The organism is Thalassobaculum sp. (assembly GCF_040219215.1).
GTDB lineage: Bacteria > Pseudomonadota > Alphaproteobacteria > Thalassobaculales > Thalassobaculaceae > Thalassobaculum_A.
The window spans coordinates 47,974-63,619 of the sequence record NZ_JAVJSX010000007.1 but is presented as its reverse complement, the minus strand read 5'-3'; the positions used below and the strand labels follow the sequence as shown (position 1 = coordinate 63,619).

Below are 15,646 nucleotides of genomic sequence, written 5' to 3'. Positions count from 1 at the left end.
TCCTCGCGGCCTGTGGATTCGGCGGGGCCGGATCGGGCCCGACAGCCGTGCTTACTCCACCGCGTACAGCTTTTCGAGGGCGTCGTAGGACGCCTTGTCGACCAGCCGCTGGCGTTCCTCGAACCCGGCCAGTCGGTCCTTGACCGCGTCCAGGCCGCCGTCGCGCTTCAGGGCGCCAAGCACCTCGCCCATCGCCCGCATGGCGGCCTGCAGCGGGGTGTTGGCGTACAGTACGATCGAGAACCCGATATCGGCGAGAGCCTGCTGCGACAGCAGCGGCGTGCGGCCGCCGACCACCAGGTTGGCGACCTGCGGCACCGACAGACGCTCGGTGATCGTGCGCATCTCCTGCTCGGTGGTCGGAGCCTCCACGAACGTCATGTCGGCGCCGGCTTCGATGTAGCGTTCGGCCCGTTCGATGGCGGCGTCCAGGCCTTCGATGGCGCGGGCATCGGTGCGGGCCATGACCAGCAGGTTGGAGTCCTCGCGGGCATCGACCGCAGCCTTGATCTTCGACACCATTTCGGCGACCGGGATCACGCCCTTGCCGTCGAAATGACCGCATTTCTTCGGAAACACCTGATCTTCCATCTGCACCGCGCAGGCGCCGGCGCGCTCCAGCACCCGCACTGTGCGGCGGGTGTTGACGGCGTTGCCGAAGCCGGTGTCGATGTCGACGATCATCGGCAGGGTGCAGATCTCGCCGATCGCTTCGGTGGTGTGGACCAGTTCGGTCAGGGTCACCAGGCCGATGTCCGGCACGCCCAGCAGGGTGTTGGCGATCCCGGCGCCGGTGACGTACAGCGCGTCGAAGCCGACATCCTGGATGACCCGGGCGGTCAGCGCGTTGGCGGCACCCGGCACCAGTATCGCGCGGCGCTCGTCGACGGCGGCGCGCAGGCGCTTGCGCCGATCGGAGATCCGGTCACCCGAAGCGCTGCCACCTGCCATCGTTCACTCCCGTCCCGGCTGCTTGAACGTGTTGTTCCCGTTTGACGGTCAATAAACGATGACTCATGGGCTCCGTCAACTGTTGACAATTTACGGAACGGCGTTGGACGATCCGCCGGTTCATTGTCGGTCGAGCGCGTCCGCGCCGGAAGGAGAATCGTGGCTGTCCCAAGCGCCACCTGCCGCATGCTGTCGACCAGCGGGATCCTCGGCTACGGTTTTCCCGAAAGCTCGCTGGAACGCGGCATGGACCGCGGCATCCACATGCTGGGCGTCGACGGCGGCAGCACCGATCCGGGGCCGCACTATCTGGGGTCCGGCAAGACCCTGAACTCCCGCCGAGCCATGCGCCGGGACCTCCAGCTGATGCTGCGCGCCGCCCGCAAGCACGGCGTGCCGCTGGTCATCGGCACCTGCGGCGGGGCCGGCGGCGCCCCGCATGTGGCGATGACCGCGGACATCGTCCGGGCGCTGGCCGCCGAAGACGGCCTGCACTTCCGCTTGGCGACCATAGAGGCCGAGCAGGACAAGCAGGTGCTCAAGCGCGCCCACGATGACGGCCGCATGGCACGATTGCCGGGCGGACCGGTGCCGGACCCGGCAGCCATCGAGCGGTCGGAGCGGGTCGTCGCCATGATGGGGCCCGAACCGATCGCCGCCGCCCTCGATGGCGGGGCCGAGGTGGTGCTGGCCGGCCGCTCCAGCGATCCCGCACCGTGGGCCGCGCTGGCGATGCGCAACGGCCTGCCGCCGGCGCCTGCCTGGTATGCCGGCAAGATGCTGGAATGCGGCGCCACGCCGGCGGTGCCGAAGGGCCATGACTGCCTGCTGGTCGATGTCGACGGCGACGGGGTGGTCCTGGAGCCGGCGGCGCCGGAGCGGCGCTGCACGCCGTCGTCGGTCGCCAACCACAGCCTGCATGAGAACCCGAGCCCGTGCATCCATGTCGAGCCGGGTGGCATCCTGGACACTACTGATTGCCTGTTCGAAGCCGTCTCGGACCGGGCGGTGCGGGTGTCCGGCATGACCTGGCAGCCGCAGCCCTACACCGTGAAGCTGGAAGGTGCGGAACTCGCCGGCTACCGCGCGATCACGGTGTGCGGCACCCGCGACCCGCTGCTGATAGCCACCCGCGACGACTTCCTGACCCGGGTCCGCGACGCGGTCGCCCAGAAGGCGGCCGCCCTCGGGGTGGAGCCTGACGAATACCGCCTGATCATCCGGCGCTACGGCGTGGACGGGGTGATGGGAGCGGCCGAGCCGCTGCGCAACGCCTCCCCGCACGAGATCGGCTTCGTCATCGAGGTGGTGGCCTCTGATCAGGAAACCGCCGATTCGGTGCTGGCGCTGGCCCGGGTGACCATGCTGCACACCGATTTTCCCGGCCGGTTGTGCCGTGAGGGCAACATGGCGTTCCCGTACTCGCCGTCCGATATCTCCACCGGGCCGGTCTACCGGTTCTCGGTGTTCCAGACCATGGCGCTGGACGATCCGCTGGCGCCGTTCCCGATTCATTACGAGGATTTGTGATGGCGGCGATCCGGGATATCGCGAAGGTCTGCAAGAGCAAGAACGCCGGCCCGTTTCAGCTGACCATCGACGTGGTGTTTGAAACCCGTGCCCAGTACGATTCGGTGGCGGCGACCGGGGTGCTGAACGCCGAGCTGATCGGCCGTCTGTACGGGGTGGAGCCGGCCGAGGTTCTGTTCACGCCCTACCCGGCGGGCCTCGCCTTCAAGGCGACGATTCCACGGGCGATCCCGGCGGGCGACCTCGGCGACACCGACGTATACGGCTGCCAGCAGCACGCGCCGCTGCTGGAGGTGGACATCCCGGTCAACTGGCCGGCGGCAGACCGGTGAGGCGGATCCGGTGGGTCATCGGTTCACGGTCATGACCTCAGGCGACGTCGCTGGCCGGCGCCGCCTCGCTTGCCATGTGATGTTCCAGGCTGGCCCGGCTGCTCTGGATGTGCGCGCGCATCGCGGCCTCGGCGGCGTCGGGATCGCGGGCCTCAAGTGCCTGCAGCACCCGGCGATGCTCTTCCAGCGCCTGCCTGGGGCGGCCGGGGCGGGTGCTCAGCCGCTGGCGGTACAGGCGCAGCAGCGAATACAACTCCTCGTCCAGCATCTGGAACAGCCGGGCGTTCCCGCTGGCCTTGACGATCCGGTAGTGGAAGTCGAGGTCGCCGCCGCCCTGGAAATACCCTCGGCCGCTGACCACGGCATCGTCCTGGGCATGCTGCTCCAGCATCTTCTGCAGGCGCTTCAGCTCGGCCGGCTTGATCCGGGTGGCCGCCAGCCGGCAGGCCATTCCCTCCAGGCTCTCGCGGATCACCAGAAGGTCGATGAGTTCGTCGTTGCGCAGCGAGATCACCCTGGCGCCCTGGTTGGCCACCCGCTCCACCAGGTTCCGGCCTTCCAGCCGGCCGATCGCTTCGCGCAGCGGGCCGCGGCTGATGCCGTAGCGTTTGGCCAGCGTCGTCTCGCTGAGCCGCTCACCGGGCTTCAGCTCGCCGGTCATGATCGCCTGCTCCAGGCGCTCGAACGCCAGGGAGGACAGGTTGGCGGAGACCAGGGGTTGCGCGTAGTCAGCTTGTGTCACGTCTCTGTTTCCTCGAACCGTCGCGGGCGTTGTCCCGCGTTTGTCTTGTCAGCCGTCGGCCGGCTGCGTCTGCATGTGCCCGGCCACTTCGCCGAGCGTCGCCTGCCAGAGGCCGTCGAAGCCGACGATCCGGTCCAGCGCCTCGTTCAGGTACCGGATGCGGTGCGGCATCCCGAACAGCCAGGGATGAATGCCCAGACCGAAATACCGGCCGGACGACGCCCCCTCGGCGTGCAGCACCGACAGCGCCTCCTCGATCAGCGCCGGGTAGCGCTGGGTGAAGACCCGGCGGTGCCACAGCAACTGCACGTCGTCCCATTCCGCCTGACTGGGGATCGAGATCAGCGAGGGTGTGGTGGTCATCCGGTACGGCTGGTCGTCGTTCGGCCAGTCGGCAACATACTCCAAGCCGGCCTCGGCCAACAGTTGCGGCGTGCGGGCCGTCTCACCATAGTCCTGGGCGATCCAGCCGCGCGGCCGGCTGCCGGTCGCACGGCCAACGGTCGCGATCGACCGGTCGATCAGGTCGCGCTCCTGGCGTTCGGTCAACTTGGCGGTGACCATGCGGGTGGCGTGGCTGCCGTGGGCCGCGAACTCCCAGCCGCGCCGCCGGCACTCCTCGATCAGGTAGGGATAGCGTTCGCAGGCGGCGGCGTTGACCGCGACGGTCGGGCGGATGCCGTGCCGGTCCAACGCGTCGAAGATCCGGAAGATGCCGACCCGGTTGCCGTACTCCCGCAGGGTGTAGGCGCGGAAGTCGGGCCGGAAATCGCCCATCGGATCCTTGAAGCGCGGGTCGCGGACGGCGGCGGCCGGCGGGTCCAGCTCCCAGTGCTCCAGATGCAGGACGACCGCGAACGCCACTCGCGCGCCGCCCGGCCAGGACAGCGGCGGCCGGCTGGGCAGGGCCGAGAACGGGTACAAATCGTGGTCCATGCCGGGTGCGCGGAACGACGGCATCTCAGGACTCCCCGGCCGGCTGTTGGGCCACGTACCAGTCGGCGATCTGCTTACCGGTGGCCAGCCACACCCCGTCGTGCTCCACGATGTGGCGCAGCGCGCGCTCCAGGTGCCGGATGCGGTGCGGGTGACCCATGATGTACGGGTGCAGCGCGATGCAGACCACGCGGCCATGTTCGGCACCCTCGTCCCAAAGGGTGTCGAAGTGATCGGTCACCATCCGCGCGAATTCCTCGCCCTCGAACGGGTGGCGCCAGACCATCGCGTCGTTGACGTCCATCTGGTACGGCACGGTCACCAGTTGGCCGTTGCGCACCCGCATCCGGGTCGGCTGGTCGTCATGGTACCAGTCGCAGTAGTAGGTGATGCCGGCCTCGGCAACGAGGTCGGGGGTGTTGTGGGTGAAGGTGGCGGCCGGCGAGAACCAGCCGGCGAGCTGTTTGCCGGTGAACCGCCGGTATGTCTCGACGCAGTCGGCGATGATCGCCCGCTCATCGTCCTCGGCCAGGCCCCAATGGTACTGGGTATTGTAGACACCGTGGCACAGCACGTCCCAGTCGCGCTCGATCATCGCCGCACAGATATCGGGGTAATGTTCCCAGTTGGCCAGGTTGAGCGACACCGTGCACGGAATGTTCAGCCGGTCGGTGACCTCCATCATCCGCCACAATCCGACCCGGTTGCCGTAGTCGCGGGTGCCGTAGCCGAGCACATCCGGGTGCGGCATGCGCGGCCACGGATCCCGCATGCCGATCGGGTCCGGGCGGTACTCGTAATGCTCGACGTTCGGCACCACCCAGACGGCCACACGGGCATCGTTCGGCCAGCGCAGGCGCGGGCGGGTCACGATCGGCGAGTACGGTATGCGATCAGCGCTCATCGCTACCCTCCCGGAAAAGGCTCCGGCCGGTGCCGGACAGCAGAGGAGAAGATTTCATGACCAAGATCGACCTGAGACTGGCGGATGGCGATGTGTTGCTGCCCGGCCTGGGGTTCCGCCGGGTCGACGTGCTGGTCGCCGACGGCCGCATTGCGGCGGTTACCGAACCCGGCAGCGGTCCCGCCGCTACCGAAACGATCGCGCTCGGCGGCTTGACGGTACTGCCCGGTGCCTGCGACGTGCACCTGCATCTCGGCCACGGCAGCGATATCTCCCGGCCGCGCCAGCCTTCCGACGCCGATACCGAAACGGCTGCCGCCGCCATCGGCGGCGTGACCAGCTTCATCCCGTATGTCATGAGCACCACGCCGTACGCCTCGCTGTTCGACGAGCTTAAGTCGATCACCGAGGAGGGCGCGCGCATCGATTTCGGCTTCCACTTCGTCATCAGCACCGACGCGCAGCTGGCCGAACTGCCGCGCTACATCACCGAATTCGGGGTGCCGACCGCCAAGCTGTTCATGAACATCCGCGGCGACGAGGGCGCACGGCTCGGCTTGCCGGGGACCGATGATGGCTTCCTGTTCCGGCTTCTGGAAGTGCTGAAGGCCCATGGCGGCATGCTGTGCCCGCATCCGGAGAACATCGAGGTGGCCTGGGTGCTGCGCGACCGGGTGCTGGATGCCGATCCGGCGGGAGCCGGCGGGCTCGCCACCTGGAACGCCACCCGCCCGCCGTTCGTGGAGGCCGATGCGATCCGCCGCGCAACGTATTTCGGGCGCGTGGTCGGCGCGCCGGTCTACACGGTCCACACCTCGTCGGCCGAGGCGCTGGCGGCGGCGGTCGAGCAGCGCCGCCAGGGCAGCCGGGTCACGATCGAGACCTGCACCCACTACCTGACCCACGACACCACCAGCGCCGTCGGCGCGCTGGCCAAGGTCAACCCGCCGCTGCGCGATCCGGCCGACCGCGAGGCGCTGTGGGAAGGCATCCGCAACGGCGACATCGACACCGTGGCGACCGATCACATCCACCGCCCGATGTCTTCGAAGGATGGCGGGATCTGGAAGGCCCAGCCGGGATTTCCGGGGTTGGACGCGTTCCTGCCGGCGTTGTTCAGCGAGGGCCATCACCGCCGCGGCATCCCGCTGGAGCGGCTGGCCGACCTGGTGACCGCGAAACCCGCCGACGCCATGGGCCTGTCGCCGCGCAAAGGCCGGATCGTGCCCGGTGCCGACGCCGATTTCAGCATCCTCGACATGAAGTCGCGCTGGACGGTGGAGCGCTCCGGCCTTGCCACCGACGCGGGCTACTCGGTCTATGAGGGCCAGGAGATGACCTGCCGGGTGGTTCACACCATCGTGCGGGGCGGATTCGCGGTGCGGGATGGACAGCTCAATGCCGGCGCGCGCGGCACCGGCCGCTTCCTGCCCCGCCGCCTCGCCTGATCTCCCAGCGGTCGGCGCGCAGGGGCTGCGCCTAGTCACGGCGGTACCGGGCGGCGTACAGCCGGCCGGCCAGAATGTCCGGACCGTCAAGCACGGTCGCGTCGGAGGCGACCTCGCGGCCGATCCCGATCTCGCGTTCGACGCCGAACCGGCCGGCCAGCCAGTCCCGGACGGTCGCCGCCGGCAGCGGCCGGAACGGCCCCTGGTTGGGGATCTGGGCGCGGGATTCCACCTCCCGCCAGTGCCGGCCGTAGTCGGAATCGAGGTTCCGCACGCTGGCAACGACATGGCCGCCCGGTTTCAGCACACGGCGGGCCTCGTCGAGCACTCGTTCCGGCTCCGGCATGTGTTCCAGCACCTGCGGCAGGACCACGGCATCGACGCTGGCGTCGGCATGGGGTAGCACGCCTTGCGGCATCAGCTCGGTGTGCAGGCGGTCGACCGGCAGCCGTTCCTGCCGGAAGCGCTCGGCGATGAAGGTCAGGTTGTGCGGCGACAGTTCCGCCAGATGCAGCTCGGTCCCGGGACTCAGCCGGCGGCGCAGCTCGACGCTGTAGGTGCCGCCCCACGGCATCACCTCGACGACGCGTGCGCCTGCCGGCAGGTCCGGCAGCAGGTCGAGTTCGACCTCGGTCGCGGCACCTTGGCGCCGCGACACGTAGACCCCGGCCAACGGCGACTTCGCCCACACCGAGTACCCACGGAAATCGCCGATCTGGTCCCAGCTCCATTGCTGTGGGTCCCAGAGCGCGAACGGGTTGTCATCGTTGCGAATCCGGAAGAATGGATAGTCGTCCGCCTGCTTGACCGGATAGCGGGTTACCGCCGGCCGGTCGAAGCGGTTCCAGGAATGCACCTCGGCAAACGGCCGGCGCGGCGCCTTCATCGCGGGGGCCGATGGGCGCGGCCGGCCGATCGCAAGGGCGCCCTGGATCTCGAAGGTCGGGGGAACACCCATCATCTCGGCCAGTGCGGCCTTGTCGCCGATCCCGGCGTTCCAGATCGCCGCGAACCCGCGCAGGTGCGCGCTCAGCATCATATGGTAGGCGGCGCCGGCAACCGACTGCACGACCGAGAAATTGCCGTGGGTCCAGCCTTTCTGGAAACACAGGTAGATCAGTGCCGAGCATTCGGCGAAGTGATGGTTGCCGCCGGAGATCTCGTGCGCCCGCAGCTTCAGCGCCGGCTCGTCGATCACGATGAAGTGCCATTGCTGCTGGTTGCACGACGACGGCGCCTCGGTACCGTCTGCCACGATGTCGGCCAGGACCGCTCGATCGATCGGCGAGCCGTCGAAATCCCGGCAGGAGCAGCGGGTGGCGAGCAGGTCCAGGATCTCCCGCCAATCGGGTCGACGCGGTGCCGGCGCCATGGCCTCGACTGGGTCCGCCGTCATTGGTGCGTTGGCAGCAGCGCCCTTGGACATCCCGTCTTTCTCCCGTTTGCACGGGTATTCCAGCCCGCGCATCCTTGTTCCAGCAATGCGTTGACAGCAGGCCGTCGCACCGCAAAAATGTCAACAGTTGACCGATTGTCGTGGTTGCGCTCAGGCTCTGCCCCGGCGGTCGATGCGCTCTTTCGTTCGTGATCCTGCAAGGTGACGGGACGAGATGCCGGTCGACGGTGATCAGGGGACTTAAGAAGCCAGAGCGTCTACGGGGAACGGAGGTAAGCAATGAACAAGCCAATGCGCATGCTCGTCCAGGCCGCGGTCGTGCTTTCGACGGTGTCGATCGCCGCTGCAGCCCAGGCCGAGGCCGAATTCAAGCTGCGCTGGGGTCACTATCTCGGCAACAGCAAGTTCCTGAAGCCCGAGCAGGACTTCGCCAAGGCGATCGAGGAGCGCACCAAGGGACGCGTGACGATCGAGATCGCCTATGCCGGCGCGCTCGGCAAGGGCAACGAGGTTCTGACCCTGGCCGGCCGCGGCGCCATCGACATGGCCTCGGTGGTTCCAGGCTACTACGCAGACCAGCTGCGGTTCTGGAAGGCTTTCCAGATTCCGTTCGTGTTCAGCTCGCCGAAGCAGGCAATCGAGGTGTCGATCGCGTCCTACAAGGATCTGCCGCCGTTCAAGGCCGAACTCGACAAGATGAACGTGCGGTTCCTGTTCCATCAGCCGCTCGGCCAGTACTACCTGACCGGCCCGTCGCCGGACTGCGACTCGGTCGACGGTCTGAAAGGCAAGAAGGTCCGCAGCTTCGGCGCCGACATTCCGCAGGTCCAGGGTGCGATCGGCGCGGTTCCGGTGACGATCGGCGTCGGCGACATCTACGAGGCGCTGCAGCGCGGCTCGCTGGACTATTCGTTCCTCAACCCGGGCAACATCGAAGCCAACAAGCTGTATGAGCCGGGCAAATACAGCTGCGGCCCGATCATGTCGATCGCCGGCCATCTGATTGTCATCGGCAACCGGACCTGGGATCGTCTGCCCAAGGACATCCAGGACATCTTCATCGACCAGGCGGCCAAGAGCCAGGCCGAGTACATCCCGTTCCTCGATACGATCGAGGGCGAGGCGATGGAGAAGATCAAGGCGGGCGGCGGCGTGTTCAAGCCGTTCCCGGCGGCGGAGATGGCGAAGTGGCGCAAGGCCTCGCCGGATCTTCTGGCCGCCTGGGTCAAGGGCATGGAAGCCGATGGCCGCGGTGCCGAAGCCGAGGCGGTTGCCAAGCGCTGGCGCGAGTTGACCGCGAACTGATGCGGCGACCACACTGATCTCCGGCCGGTGCCCTGTCCGGGCACCGGCCGGTACCATTTGCGGAAGGCGGCCCCTGTTCCATGACCGTGATCGCAAAACTTCTGGAGCGGCTGGCCCTCGGTGTCCTCCTGGTGGGCGGGATCGGCATGCTGCTGTCGATGTTCCTCGGCACCGCCGACGTTGTCGGGACCCAGATGCTGGGCCGCCCGGTGCCGGGAGCGCTGGAGATCACCGAGAGCACCATGGTGCTGATCGTGTTCGGAGCGCTGACCTACGGCCAGATCCGGCGCAGCCACATCCGGGTCGAGCTGCTGTACACGAGGTTGCCGCCGCGCGGACGCGCGGCCCTGGATATCCTGGCCGATCTGTGCGGACTGCTGTTCTTCGGCCTGCTGCTCTGGCAGGCAATCAACGAAGCGCAGTTCAGCATGCAGATCGGCGAGGCGACCGACGGCCTGATCCGATTCCCGCTGTATCCGGCGCGTATCATTCTGGCGACCGGCACCGCGTTGCTGCTGGTGCGGCTGGTCCTGGACGTGTTCGTCGATACCCAGCGGCTGATTGACGGCACCGAACTCGAGATCCCGGTCGATCCGGCCTATGCCGATCTGATCGATCTCGACGCCAAGAAAAACTAGAGCAGCAGAGAGGTAGCGCGGTGCTGGATCCGGCCACGACGGGCATCATCGTCACGGTGGTGCTGTTCGTCATGCTTGCCCTGGGCGTGCATATCGGGGTCTCGCTCGGCCTCGGCGGCATTCTCGGCATCTATCTGGCGATCGGGCCGGATGCCGCCTGGGCGCAGCTGGCGACCATCCCGTTCAGCACCACCAACTCGTTCACCCTGGCGGTCATCCCGCTGTTCATCCTGATGGGATCGCTCGCCACCCAGGCGTCGCTGACGACCGACCTGTATCGGGCCGCCTATGCCTGGATGGGCCGGCTGCCGGGTGGGCTGGCGATCGCCACCACCATGGCGTCAGCGGCGTTCGGGGCGGCCTGCGGGTCGACCATTGTCAATGCCGCGGTGTTCACCCGGATGGCGATGCCGGAGATGGTGCGGTTCGGCTACGACAAGCGGCTGAGCGCCGGCTGCATCGCGGCGGCGGGGACCCTGGCGTCGCTGATTCCGCCCAGCATCCTGATGGTGGTCTACGCGATCATCACCGAGCAATCGATCGCCAAGCTGCTGATGGCCGGGCTGGTGCCGGGCCTCCTGTCGGCGGCGGTGTTCGTGGCCGGCATCGTGGCGATCGCCTACTGGCGGCCGGATTTCTGCCCGCGCCCGGACATCCAGATCCCATGGAGCGAGCGCTGGGAGTCGCTCAAGCACGTCTGGGGCATCGGGTTCCTGTTCGTGCTGGTGATCGGCGGCATCTACTTCGGCTGGTTCATTCCGACCTACGCCGGAGCGATCGGTGCGTTCGGCGCGTTCCTGATCGTGCTGGGCAAGGGCCGGCTGTCGCGCGCCGGCATGGTCGACACCTTCAAGGACGCAGGCACCACCACCACGGTGATCTTCATCATCGTGATCGGCGGGATGCTGTTCGCGCGGTTCCTGACTTATACCGGCCTGATCTCGGGGATCTCGGACAGCCTGCTGGCAATGGAGTTGAACCCCTACCTCTACCTGCTGTGCTTTGCCGGCCTCTACCTGATCCTCGGCATGTTCGTGGAGCCGATCGCGATCATGGTCATGACCCTGCCGATCATGTTCCCGATTCTGGTCGGCGCCGGCTTCGACCCGATCTGGCTGGGGGTGATCTCGGTGAAGCTGGCGGAGATCTCGCTGCTGACCCCGCCGGTCGGGCTCAACGTCTACGTGGTGCGCAGCGCCTCGCCGGTTCCGCTCAGCCTGGAAGAGGCGTTCGCCGGCGTGACGCCGTTCGTGCTGATGGACGTGTTCACCCTTGGACTGCTGATCGCGTTTCCGGCGATCTCGCTGTTCCTGCCGAACCTGATGAGCTACTGACCGGTCGCCCGCAGCGCCTGGGTCAGCGGCCCGAGGTCGGGCGCGCGATCGAGACCGAGCACCGCTGCCTGAACGGCGGCCGCCGCGTCGGTGGTGAGGGTCCGGCCGGCGTTGTTCGCGAACTTTGCCAAGACGGCATCCGGGGCGACCGGCCGCCCAGGCGCGCCGCGCACGTCGTCGACCCGCACCCGGCGAACCGCGCCGTCGGTCAGGCGCGCCTCGAGGGCGGCTTCGAAGCGGTGCGGGAACCGGTGGCCCTCCATCGGCCGCCATGCCATGCGCCGCGCCACCGACGCGATCTCGGGTGCAGGCGGTCCGGCAAACGTGTCGACATCGATCCGGCCGTCGACCAGCAGGGCGGCCAGACAGTAGGCCAGCCCCCATTTGCCATCGTAGCCGCTGGCCGGATGCTGGCGACGCTCCCACGGCTCGCAGATCAGCGGGGCTTCCGGTTGCGGCACCTCGCAGATCAGCGACTCAAGGGTCTCGACCGTCAGCCCGCCGTCGATCAGGTCCTGCAGGGCTTCCAGGAACGGGTGGATGTAGTGGCAGCAGGGGTACAGCTTGAATGCGGCGTCCGGCAGGTGCCAGACGGTGCCGAGATCGTCCAGCGCCCGGTCGAGCCGGCCGGCCGCTTCGGGATCGCGGGCGAACGCCGCCAGGAATCCGAACCGGCCCTCCAGAATGCTGGCGGGGCCAGTCATCCCGGACTGCGCCAAAGCGGCCGCCGCGATCCCGGTGTGCGCCGCCCATCCGGGGTGCAGCGCCTTGACGGTGCTGCCGTCGCTCAGGAACTCCATCAGCCCGGACGCCTGGCTGCCGGCGATGCCGATCGCCGACACCGCGGCCGCCTCACCCAACTGCCCGACCACGCTGGCGGCAACCGCCCCGCCGATCGCCCCGCCGACCGCCGAGATCTGGAAGCCGTTGGCCTGGAACGCGCCCGGCGCTGACAAGCCAAGGCGGATCATCACCTCCCAGGCGGCCAGATAACCGGCCAGCAGGGACCCGCCGTCGCTGCCGGCCTCCTCAGCAGCCGCCAAAGCGGCCGAAGCCGCAACCGCGCTGCCGTGCACCACCGAGCGGGTGTGCGTGTCGTCGAACTCCAGCGAATGGATCAGCGATCCGTTCAGCAGCGCCGCCGCGGTCGCGGTCAGCCCGTTGGACCCTCCAAGGCCGGTCGACCGGCCGGTGTTCCCGCCGATCCGTCGTGCCGCCTCCACCCAGCGCTGCGAGAGCGGAACGGTCGACGCCGCCAACCCGACGCCGAGGGCATCCAGCAGGTGCAGCTTGGCCGCCTCCACGACCGGGGCCGGGACCTCGTCCAGGCGCAGGGTCGTGGCGAAACACGCGATGCGCCGGGCTGTGGTCATGCCCTGCCCTGGATCTCGGCAGCGGCCCGCAGACCGGCGATCCGGCCGAGGCCGAGGGCAGTCAGCAGGCCGTTGCCCGAGGCGTATCCGCCGGCGCCGGACTGTCCGCTGATCCCGGCCGCGGCCCCGCCACCGGCGAACAGATTCGGCACCGCCGTGCCGTCCGGCCGCATCACCCGGGCGTCGGCGTCGACCAGCAGGCCGCCCTGGGTGTGGAACAGCCCCGGCTTCACCCGCACGACGCCGAGCGGCGGCTGCAGCGGCGCAAGGTTGAAATGCGTGCGGCCGAACGCGTCCGGTGCCTCGCCGCGTGCGGCGGCGTTGTAGGCGGCCACCGTGGCGGCCAGGCCCTGCGGGTCGAGTTCCATCGCGTGCGCCAGAGCCTGCGGTGTATCGGCCCAGCGCACGCCGCCCATCGCCGCCATCTCGGCGTACTCTTCCTCGTGCTCGGCGATCGCGTGGATGCGCCGGTCGTAGACCGCGTAGGCGAACTCGCCCTGCGCCATCACGTCGGGTGCGAAGCCGGAGTAACCGGCATCCTCGTTGCCGAAGCGCGTGCCGTCGACGCTGACCAGGATCCCGCCCTTCTCGATGGTGGTCCAGGACAACAGGCTGCCCTGGGGGTAGGCGACAGCTGCGTAACCCTGGTAGGCGCCCATGTTGCCGAGCGCGGCGCCGACCTGTTCGCCCCAGGCGACCGCCTCGCCGGTGCTGCCGAGCGCGCCGAAATAGTCGGCGGCGGCAATCTCCGGGCACCAGCGGGCCACCATCTCTCGATTGCCGGCGAAGCCGTTGGTCGCCAGCAGCAGCTTGCGGCAGGCGATAACCTCTCCACCGACCCGTGCTCCGACGACGGCGCCGCCCTCGACCACCAAGCCTTCGGTCGGGTTGCCTACCGCCAGCGGGATTCCACGATCATTAACACACCGCAACAGATCGTCGACCAGATCCTGGCCGCGGCGTGACCGTGGCGCGTGCAGGCGTGGGACCGAGTGGCCGACGTGCTTGTACTCGGTGATCAACCCCATGCGGGCACCGAGATCGTCGATCAGCCATTCGACCAGGGATGCCGACTGTTCGGCCATCAGGCGGGTCAGCGGATCGGCGTCGTGGTGCCTGCTGACGCCCATCAGGTCGGTGACCATCCGGTCTGGCGAGTCCTCGATGCCGGCGTCGCGCTGGTAGCGGCTGCCGGCCCCCGGCACCGATCCGGTGCTGAGCGAGGAGTTGCCGCCGGGGCGGTCCATCTTCTCGACGATCGCCACCTGGATGCCGGCGTCGTGCGCGGCGACCGCGGCGGCAAGGCCGCAGGCGCCGGCACCGATCACCAGCAGGTCGAGCGTGTCTTGTGCACTCACGGGCGGGCGCCTTTGGTCATGTCCGCGACCGTCCGGTCCCACGGAGCGGCCAGCAGCGCCGGATCAAGCGCGATCAGCCGTTCCAGTAGCGGCGCCATCGCCGGATAGGGGGCGGCCACGATGCCGACGATCTTGTCGCGGATCTCCGCCGGATCGAACGGCCGGTCCGGCCCGCCGCGCGCGCTCAGGCACTCCTGCGTCACCTTGGTGCCGTCGGTGGCTTCGACGGTTACCCGGGCCGGCCGGTCGTTCGGCCATTCCGGTTCCGGATCGAATGCCCCGATCGACACGGTCTCGCGCAGTGCCGCCGTTGCCGGGTCGCCCAGGGTCGAGGCGTGGAACGCCTCGGCACCGGCGTGACCGTGGCGGGCGGTCGAAGCCAGGATGTGCTGCATGGAGAACTTGGCGGCGAGGGTCGTGGCCGGGTGTACGTTGTCGAGCTTCCGGCCGCGCCAGTGGGTGTCGATGTGGATGTTCTTGACCGACGCGCCGCCGCCAGGGACCTGTTCCAGGGCCGCCAGCATCGCCTCGACGGCTGAGTGGGCGTACTGGCAGCAGGCGTGCAGCTTGTGATAGCCGTCGGCCAAGGCCCAGGCGGACCCGAGCTCGACAGTGAGCTCGTCCGGGTGGGTGTGGCCACCGAAGGCGGCCGCGTAGACGTCGTGCAGGCTCTCCGGCCGACCGGTGATGCCGACCGTCGCCCAGTCGACGGCGCGCAGGCCGGACCAGGCGCCGACGCCCGGCCAGACGTTGCGGACCAGCGCGCCCTGGACGGTGTGGTTGAACGGTCCCGGCACGACCATGGTGGCGGCTGAACCGATGGCGGCGGCCGCCGTTTCGGCCGGCAGTCGGCGCAGGGCGGCGACCGTGGCGGCCGCGCCGACCGCCGCCAGGCTGCCGTGCGGATGCAGGGTCAGGGTCGACCAGGTGAAGGCGCGGGCCACCCGGGCCGAGGTCTCGTAGCCGATGGCGAGTGCGCGCAGGGTGTCCTCGCCGGACGCGCCGATCGCCTCGGCCTCCGCCAGCAGGGCGGGAACGCAGTACAGCCCGGCGTGGCAGATCACCCGGCGGTAGCCCTCGTCGAGTTCGCACCAGTCGGCGGCGCTGCCGTTGGCGGTCGCCGCGGAGTATCGGTCGAGCCTCTGGCCACGCGCGTTGAACACGGTGGCCTCGGCCGCGCCCGATGAACGCGCCATGCCGTCGTGCAGGCCGATCAACTCCGGCTCGTCGCGGGCCGCCACGATCGCCGCGAGGTCGTCGGCCAGCACCACGGCGGCGCGGCGCTGGATCGCCGGCGGAATGTCGGACCAACGCACGGTCGACGACCACCGGGTCAGGTTGGCGAGGCCTTCGGCGATGCGGGCGGCGTCGGATGACGAAGGTTTGGTGCCGTCCATGT

General features: G+C 68.8%; 14 protein-coding genes. 6 read left to right on the top strand and 8 right to left on the bottom strand.

What is annotated here, in order from left to right:
• Positions 1–51: 51 nt before the first annotated feature.
• Positions 52–951, bottom strand: a complete 900-nt coding sequence (locus RIC54_RS03875; protein WP_350098226.1) for an isocitrate lyase/PEP mutase family protein — start codon at positions 949–951, stop codon at positions 52–54.
• 159 nt (positions 952–1,110) lie between these two features.
• Here RIC54_RS03875 and RIC54_RS03870 point away from each other — a divergent pair, with 159 nt between their 5' ends.
• Positions 1,111–2,481 (top strand): acyclic terpene utilization AtuA family protein, encoded by a 1,371-nt coding sequence (locus RIC54_RS03870; RefSeq protein ID WP_350098225.1) that lies wholly within the window; start codon positions 1,111–1,113, stop codon positions 2,479–2,481.
• Complete coding sequence (locus RIC54_RS03865) at positions 2,481–2,813, top strand: DUF4387 domain-containing protein (RefSeq protein WP_350098224.1); 333 nt, start codon at positions 2,481–2,483, stop codon at positions 2,811–2,813. The genes RIC54_RS03870 and RIC54_RS03865 overlap by 1 nt, the downstream gene beginning before the upstream one ends.
• Before the next feature lie 37 nt (positions 2,814–2,850).
• Here RIC54_RS03865 and RIC54_RS03860 read toward each other — a convergent pair whose 3' ends face one another.
• The 3 genes from RIC54_RS03860 to RIC54_RS03850 are packed head-to-tail and all read right to left on the bottom strand — an operon-like array spanning position 2,851 to position 5,395.
• Positions 2,851–3,555, bottom strand: a complete 705-nt coding sequence (locus RIC54_RS03860; RefSeq protein WP_350098223.1) for a GntR family transcriptional regulator — start codon at positions 3,553–3,555, stop codon at positions 2,851–2,853.
• A gap of 48 nt (positions 3,556–3,603) precedes the next feature.
• On the bottom strand, positions 3,604–4,515 hold the full coding sequence (locus tag RIC54_RS03855; RefSeq protein ID WP_350098222.1) for a polysaccharide deacetylase family protein: 912 nt from the start codon (positions 4,513–4,515) through the stop codon (positions 3,604–3,606).
• Position 4,516: 1 nt separating this feature from the next.
• Positions 4,517–5,395 (bottom strand): polysaccharide deacetylase family protein, encoded by an 879-nt coding sequence (locus RIC54_RS03850; RefSeq protein WP_350098221.1) that lies wholly within the window; start codon positions 5,393–5,395, stop codon positions 4,517–4,519.
• Between the two features lie 56 nt (positions 5,396–5,451).
• On the opposite strand from RIC54_RS03850, the gene RIC54_RS03845 reads away from it, so the two are divergent.
• Complete coding sequence (locus tag RIC54_RS03845; RefSeq protein ID WP_350098220.1) at positions 5,452–6,843, top strand: dihydroorotase; 1,392 nt, start codon at positions 5,452–5,454, stop codon at positions 6,841–6,843.
• Between the two features lie 31 nt (positions 6,844–6,874).
• Here the strand turns inward: RIC54_RS03845 and RIC54_RS03840 are convergent, their stop codons facing one another.
• Positions 6,875–8,269 (bottom strand): nitroreductase family protein, encoded by a 1,395-nt coding sequence (locus RIC54_RS03840; RefSeq protein ID WP_350098219.1) that lies wholly within the window; start codon positions 8,267–8,269, stop codon positions 6,875–6,877.
• A 249-nt stretch (positions 8,270–8,518) separates the two neighbouring features.
• On the opposite strand from RIC54_RS03840, the gene RIC54_RS03835 reads away from it, so the two are divergent.
• The 3 genes from RIC54_RS03835 to RIC54_RS03825 all read left to right on the top strand — a co-directional run bounded on the left by RIC54_RS03835 (position 8,519) and on the right by RIC54_RS03825 (position 11,516).
• Positions 8,519–9,544 carry a C4-dicarboxylate TRAP transporter substrate-binding protein gene (locus tag RIC54_RS03835; RefSeq protein ID WP_350098218.1) on the top strand — a complete coding sequence of 342 codons (1,026 nt, stop codon included), beginning with the start codon at positions 8,519–8,521 and terminating at the stop codon, positions 9,542–9,544.
• An 80-nt stretch (positions 9,545–9,624) separates the two neighbouring features.
• Entirely contained in the window at positions 9,625–10,182 is a 558-nt protein-coding gene (locus RIC54_RS03830; RefSeq protein ID WP_350098217.1) for a TRAP transporter small permease subunit, read from the top strand.
• A 20-nt stretch (positions 10,183–10,202) separates the two neighbouring features.
• On the top strand, positions 10,203–11,516 hold the full coding sequence (locus RIC54_RS03825; RefSeq protein WP_350098216.1) for a TRAP transporter large permease: 1,314 nt from the start codon (positions 10,203–10,205) through the stop codon (positions 11,514–11,516).
• Here the strand turns inward: RIC54_RS03825 and RIC54_RS03820 are convergent.
• From RIC54_RS03820 to RIC54_RS03810, 3 genes are read right to left on the bottom strand one after another with little or no spacing between them, the layout of a single operon-like run.
• A complete protein-coding gene (locus RIC54_RS03820; protein WP_350098215.1) occupies positions 11,510–12,889 on the bottom strand; it encodes an MmgE/PrpD family protein in 1,380 nt (459 codons plus the stop codon). The two genes, RIC54_RS03825 and RIC54_RS03820, sit on opposite strands and share 7 nt — an antisense overlap.
• Positions 12,886–14,247: an FAD-dependent oxidoreductase gene (locus RIC54_RS03815; RefSeq protein ID WP_350150559.1), complete on the bottom strand. Its 1,362-nt coding sequence runs from the start codon at positions 14,245–14,247 to the stop codon at positions 12,886–12,888. Before RIC54_RS03815 ends, RIC54_RS03820 begins: the two co-directional genes overlap by 4 nt.
• On the bottom strand, positions 14,244–15,644 hold the full coding sequence (locus RIC54_RS03810) for an MmgE/PrpD family protein (protein ID WP_350098213.1): 1,401 nt from the start codon (positions 15,642–15,644) through the stop codon (positions 14,244–14,246). The genes RIC54_RS03815 and RIC54_RS03810 overlap by 4 nt, the downstream gene beginning before the upstream one ends.
• Positions 15,645–15,646: the final 2 nt, after the last annotated feature.